This window comes from Arthrobacter sp. P1_A5 (assembly GCF_056406825.1).
Genome location: NZ_JBFTZL010000212.1, coordinates 1 through 5,633, shown reverse-complemented (window position 1 = coordinate 5,633; position 5,633 = coordinate 1). Strand labels below are relative to the sequence as shown.

The following is a 5,633-nucleotide window of genomic DNA, read 5'->3' as shown; positions in this document are numbered from 1 at the left end:
GTGTCGTACCCCACGGCACGGGGCTGCGCGGCGGCGTACTACCCCGAGGCCAACGTGCTGGTGCCGCTGAACCACACGGCCGAAGGCAGCAACACGCCAGTCTCGAAGGCAGTCATCGTCCGGCTCGAGCCGAGCCTGGACCAGACGCCCGACGGCGCGGCAACAGCCCCTGCCCGGGTGGCCTCACCCTAGGCACCCGCCAGCCGGGGCCGGGCCAGTCCGCACCACCGGACATGCCCCGCCCCGGCCCCGGCGAGTGGACATAACACCAACATGCCCGTCCCTGCGCCCCACCGCGGAGCATGTCCAGTGGCTGCGGACCGCGCGCATGGCGTGATCCCTGTGCATCAGGTCCGGCGTGCTTCCAAGGTGCTCGCGGGCCGGGCTACTGGGCCCTCTTGGCCCAGCCTTTCTCGTCAGGGCCGCCCGACTCGCCATGTTCGCAGAGCTCGATGACCTTGTTTGATGCGGCGTGCACGGCCTCCTGCGTGCCCTTGCGGCCCTTGGTGGACGCAGTACCCGCCGCGTAGCCCACGATGAACGCACTGATGGCGTCCGCATGCGGCCCGACGGCTTTGACCGATTCCTCTGCCACCTGGACGATCTTTTCGTGGTCGACTTCCAGGTCGAGGATCTGCAGCGCCTGGATCAGCCGGCTGCTCCAATGCCTCAGCGAGCTGTCTTCGTCTCGGGACAACGTCATTGCTACTCCTTCTCGCAGGGTGAATGGATCGTCTAACCCTCAAGGGGTAGCACCCGCCCCCGGCGTTGCGCAACGCGACACAGCGGCACAGCGGCAGCCGGCACGGCGGCGGCCCCTCAGCTCCAGAGCGCCACGTGGAACTTGGACCCCCGCCGTTCCAGCCCTCGCGAACCGCCGGGGGCGACCATGGCCGCGGTGGCGTCGGCGGTGCCGGCAAACCGTTGGAGGGTCCGCGCCATGGTGGTGGCCCGGCCGCGGTCCAGGGTACTGGCCCACCAGAGTCCGGAGATCGGCGTTCCGGCTACCGGCACACGGACCAGGGAACCGCTGCGGATTTCAGCCCGGACAATATGCCCCAGCGCCAGCATGGTTCCCTCTCCGGCCCTGACGGCGGCCAGGGCCTCCGTTTCGCTGCTCAACCGGACGATCTCCGGCGCCACCGACTGGGCGGCCAGCCAGCGGCCCTCCTCGCTGGCCGCCTGGATGCCGGCGGGCCCGGCAAACCAGGGTCTGCGCACCAGCTCGGCCGGCGCGACCGGCCCGTGGAGGGCGGCGATCGGATGTCCGGCGGCCGCCACGACGATCCGCTGGTACCGCAGGAACGGGACGGAGTCGATGCCGACGGCGCCAGTGCCGTTGGCACGGGAGCCGTTGCGGACGGCGGGCCTGACCCCCAAAGCGATGTCATAGACGCGTTCGAGCATCAGCGAGGCGATGTCCTCGGCTTCCTCCACCACCACATCGACGGAAGCCCCGGGAACCCGGCGGGTGAAAAGGTCCAGCAGGCGCCCCGCCGCGTGCTCGGCAAACGGCGCCGTCGCCACGATTTTCAGCCGCCCGGTCTCGGTCTGGGCATGTGCCACCTCCCACCGGGCCCGGTCCGCCAGTCCCACGATGTCCTGGGCATGTTCGGCGAGCGCCCGGCCGCCGGGAGTCAGCGCGATCCCGCCATGGGCGCGCACGAAGAGCGGGTCGCCCAGATCCTGCCTGAGTGCGGCGAGCGCCGTCGAGACTGCCGGTTCGCTGACTCCGAGTTGGACGGCGGCCGCATGGAGGGAACCCAGCTTGGCCACCAGGGCGAAGGTCCGCAACTGTCCCAATGTCATCGCCACGGCTTCATAACCTTTCGCTTATGACGATATTGACAGCCCCGCCAGGCCGCGGCAAGACTGACCTCAATCCGGCGCCAGGCAGCCGCTGCTCCACGCCGCCGGCCTTTCGGAGTGAGGTAGGGACTATGCAGATTCCGGCTCCATTTGACTACGTGCGCGCCACTACGGTGGAGAACGCCCTGGAACTCCTTGCCCGGTACGGACCCGACTCGCGGGTGGTGGCCGGCGGGCATAGCCTCCTGCCGATGATGAAGCTCCGCCTCTCCCGGCCCGAATGGCTGATCGACATCAATGACTTATACGAGCTCGATTTCATCCTCCGTGACGGCAACAAACTAAGGGTCGGCGCCCTGACGCGCCACACCACCCTGCTCGAGTCGGAGGAGGTGGCCGGGCTGTTCCCCATCGTGCGGGACGCCGAGCGGGTGATCGCCGACCCCGTGGTCCGCAACCGCGGCACCATTGGCGGCTCGCTTTGCCAGGCCGACCCGGCCGAGGACCTCTCCACGGTTTGCGGRGTCCTGGGCGCCGAGGCCGTGATCCGCGGACCAGGCGGCGAGCGCATCCTGTCCATGTCCGAGTTCCACCGCGGCCCCTATGAAACCGCGGTCGGGCACGATGAACTGCTCTGCGAACTCAGGTTCGGCATCCGCCCCCGGTCGGGCAGCGCCTATGAAAAGGTCGAACGCCGGGTCGGAGACTGGGCGGTCGGTGCCGCAGGTGCCGCCGTCACCCTCGCCGCGGACGGCACTGTCGACGACGCCGCCGTCGGGCTCACCGCCCTGGGCCTTGACCACCCCCTGGCCGGGGCCGCCGCCGTGCTCCGCGGCCGGCATCCGGACGAGCAGCTGTTCGCCGAGGCGGGCAGGCTGGCAGCGGAAGCCTGCGATCCGGTGGCTGACCAGCGCGGCCCGGTCGACTACAAGCGGCATCTCGCCGATGAGCTCACCCAACGGGTACTGCGGCGGGCCTGTGCCCGCGCCGCCCAGATGCAGGAAGGCTGAAGCCGATGCAGATCAGCATGACCGTGAATGGCGCCGACGTCACGAGCGAGATTGAGCCCCGGGTGCTCCTGGTCCACTACATCCGCGAGGTCCTGGGCCTCACCGGTACTCACTGGGGATGCGACACAAGCAACTGCGGGACGTGCGTGGTCCTGATGGACGGACAGCCCGTGAAGTCCTGCACCGTCCTGGCCGCCATGGCCGCGGGGCACGACATCCGCACCGTCGAGGGGCTGGCCAGCGGCGGCACCCTCGACCCCGTCCAGCAGGGCTTCATGGAAGAGCACGGGCTGCAGTGTGGCTTCTGCACCCCTGGGATGATGCTCACGGCCCGCGCGCTGCTGGATAAGAATCCGCACCCGGACGACGCCGAGATCCGGCAGGCCATTTCCGGGCAGATCTGCCGGTGCACGGGCTACGCGACGATTGTCCGCTCGGTGCAGTGGGCCGCCGCCCATCCGGCCGGCTCCGGCCTGGCCGACACCGCCACCGGCGTCCCGGACACGGACACCGCCGTCCCGGATGTCACGGCGGAGACAGAAGACACGGAGGTGAAGGCATGACCGTCATCCATGACCGGCAGTCAAACCCGGCCGCTGGCGACGAGGACCGCCCCATCGGCTATGGCCGCATTCAGCGCAAGGAAGACCCGCGCTTCGTGCGCGGCAAGGGCCACTACCTGGATGACATCGTGTTGCCGGGGATGCTGCACGGCGCCATCCTGCGCGCTCCGGTCGCGCACGCCCGGCTCGTGTCCATCGACACGACTAACGCCCTCGCGCATCCGAAAGTGGTCGCCGTCATTACCGGCAAGGACCTGTTGGGCCTGAAGCTCGCGTGGGCGCCGACGCTGTCGGCGGATGTCCAGGCCGTGCTGGTGACCGACAAAGTCCGGTTCCAGGGCCAGGAAGTCGCGTTTGTCGTGGCTGAGGACCGTTACGCCGCCCGGGACGCCCTGGAGCTGATCGACGTCGAATACGATGTCCTTCCCCCGCTGGTGGACGCCCGCAAGGCACTGGACGCAGACGCCCCGGTGATCCGCGATGAGATCGAGGGCCGGAACGACAACCGGATCTTCGACTGGGAGATGGGCGACAAGGCCGAAACGGATGCGGTGTTCGCCGCCGCGGATGTTGTGGTCAGCCAGGAGGTCGTCTACCCGCGGGTCCATCCCGCCCCGATGGAGACGTGCGGCGCCGTCGCCGATTTCGACGCCGTCAACGGCAAGCTGACGCTCTACGAGACCACGCAGGCACCGCACGCGCACCGGACCCTGTTCGCGATCGTCGCCGGCATCCCCGAGCACAAGATCCGGATCGTCTCCCCCGATATCGGCGGCGGCTTCGGCAACAAGGTCGGGATCTATCCCGGCTACATCCTCGCCGTCGTCGGTTCGATCGTCTCCGGCCGCCCGGTCAAATGGGTGGAGGACCGCTCCGAAAACCTGATGTCGACCTCGTTCGCCCGGGACTACATCATGCAGGGCGAAATCGCGGCGACCAGGGACGGCAAGATCCTCGCCCTGCGCACCCACGTGCTGGCCGACCACGGCGCGTTCAACGCCACCGCCCAGCCCACCAAGAACCCGGCCGGATTCTTCTCCATCTTCACCGGCAGCTACGACCTCGCGGCCGCCCACTGCTCCGTCACCGGCGTCTATACCAACAAGGCGCCCGGCGGGGTCGCGTACGCGTGCTCGTTCCGGGTCACCGAGGCCGTGTACCTCGTGGAGCGGATGGTCGACATCCTGGCCCGCAAGCTGGACATGGACCCGGCGGAGCTGCGGCTCAAGAACTTCATCAAGCCGGAACAATTCCCCTATGCCAATAAGACCGGCTGGGTCTACGACTCGGGCAACTACGAGGCCGCCATGCGCCTCTCGATGCAGCTCGCCGGATACGAGGACCTCCGCCGCGAGCAGGCCGAGAAACGCGAACGCGGGGAACTCATGGGCATCGGGGTTTCCTTCTTCACGGAAGTCGTCGGAGCCGGGCCCAGGAAGCACTTCGACATTGTGGGCCTCGGCATGGCCGACGGCGCCGAGCTGCGCGTCCACCCCACGGGCAAGGCCGTGGTGCGCATCTCGGTGCAGAGCCAGGGCCAGGGCCACGAGACCACCTTCGCCCAGATCGTGGCGGAAGAACTCGGCATCCCGCCGGAGGACATCGAGGTGGTGCACGGGGACACCGACCAGACCCCGTTCGGGTTGGGCACGTACGGCAGCCGTTCGACGCCGGTCAGCGGCGGCGCCGTGGCCCTTGTAGCCCGGAAGGTGCGCGAGAAGGCGAAACTGATCGCCGGGGCGATGCTGGAGACCCGCCCCGAGGACCTCGAATGGGAAAAGGGTCGCTGGTTCGTCAAAGGCGATCCGAGCGTCGGCAAGACCATGGCCGAGATCGCCATGGGCGCCCACGGCACGATTGCCTTGCCTGAGGGCGTTGACGGAAACCTCGACGCCGAGGTCACCTACGACCCGCCGAACCTGACCTTCCCGTTCGGCGCCTACATCTGCGTCGTCGACATCGATCCCGGCACCGGGCAGGTCAAAGTGCGGCGCTTCATCGCGGTGGATGACTGCGGCACCAGGATCAACCCGATGATCATCGAAGGCCAGGTGCATGGCGGGCTGACGGACGGTGTGGGCATGGCCCTGATGGAGATCATCGAATTCGACGAGGACGGCAACTGCCTCGCCGGGTCCTTCATGGACTACCTGATCCCCACGGCCATGGAGGTGCCGGAYTGGGAAACCGGATTCACTGTCACGCCCTCCCCGCACCACCCGATCGGGGCGAAGGGCATCGGTGAGTCCGC

6 protein-coding genes are annotated in these 5,633 nt (G+C 68.5%); 4 read left to right on the top strand and 2 right to left on the bottom strand.

Features of this window, described 5'->3' with window-relative positions; all coding sequences use genetic code 11:
• The coding region (locus AC1D1S_RS18735; protein ID WP_476995169.1) for a hypothetical protein at positions 1–192 on the top strand (192 nt) is incomplete at its 5' end.
• 193 nt (positions 193–385) lie between these two features.
• Here the strand turns inward: AC1D1S_RS18735 and AC1D1S_RS18730 are convergent.
• Positions 386–703: a DUF6457 domain-containing protein gene (locus AC1D1S_RS18730; RefSeq protein ID WP_028276814.1), complete on the bottom strand. Its 318-nt coding sequence runs from the start codon at positions 701–703 to the stop codon at positions 386–388.
• A 116-nt stretch (positions 704–819) separates the two neighbouring features.
• Positions 820–1,809, bottom strand: coding sequence for a LysR family transcriptional regulator (locus AC1D1S_RS18725; protein ID WP_476945245.1), 990 nt, complete (start codon positions 1,807–1,809; stop codon positions 820–822).
• Between the two features lie 131 nt (positions 1,810–1,940).
• Between AC1D1S_RS18725 and AC1D1S_RS18720 the strand changes: the two genes are divergently transcribed.
• From AC1D1S_RS18720 to AC1D1S_RS18710, 3 genes are all read left to right on the top strand, one after another.
• Entirely contained in the window at positions 1,941–2,819 is an 879-nt protein-coding gene (locus AC1D1S_RS18720; protein WP_476945095.1) for an FAD binding domain-containing protein, read from the top strand.
• A gap of 5 nt (positions 2,820–2,824) precedes the next feature.
• On the top strand, positions 2,825–3,382 hold the full coding sequence (locus tag AC1D1S_RS18715) for a (2Fe-2S)-binding protein (RefSeq protein WP_476945094.1): 558 nt from the start codon (positions 2,825–2,827) through the stop codon (positions 3,380–3,382).
• Positions 3,379–5,633 (top strand): aerobic carbon-monoxide dehydrogenase large subunit (locus tag AC1D1S_RS18710; RefSeq protein WP_476995168.1); only part of this gene is annotated, 2,255 nt, incomplete at its 3' end. The genes AC1D1S_RS18715 and AC1D1S_RS18710, both read left to right, overlap by 4 nt.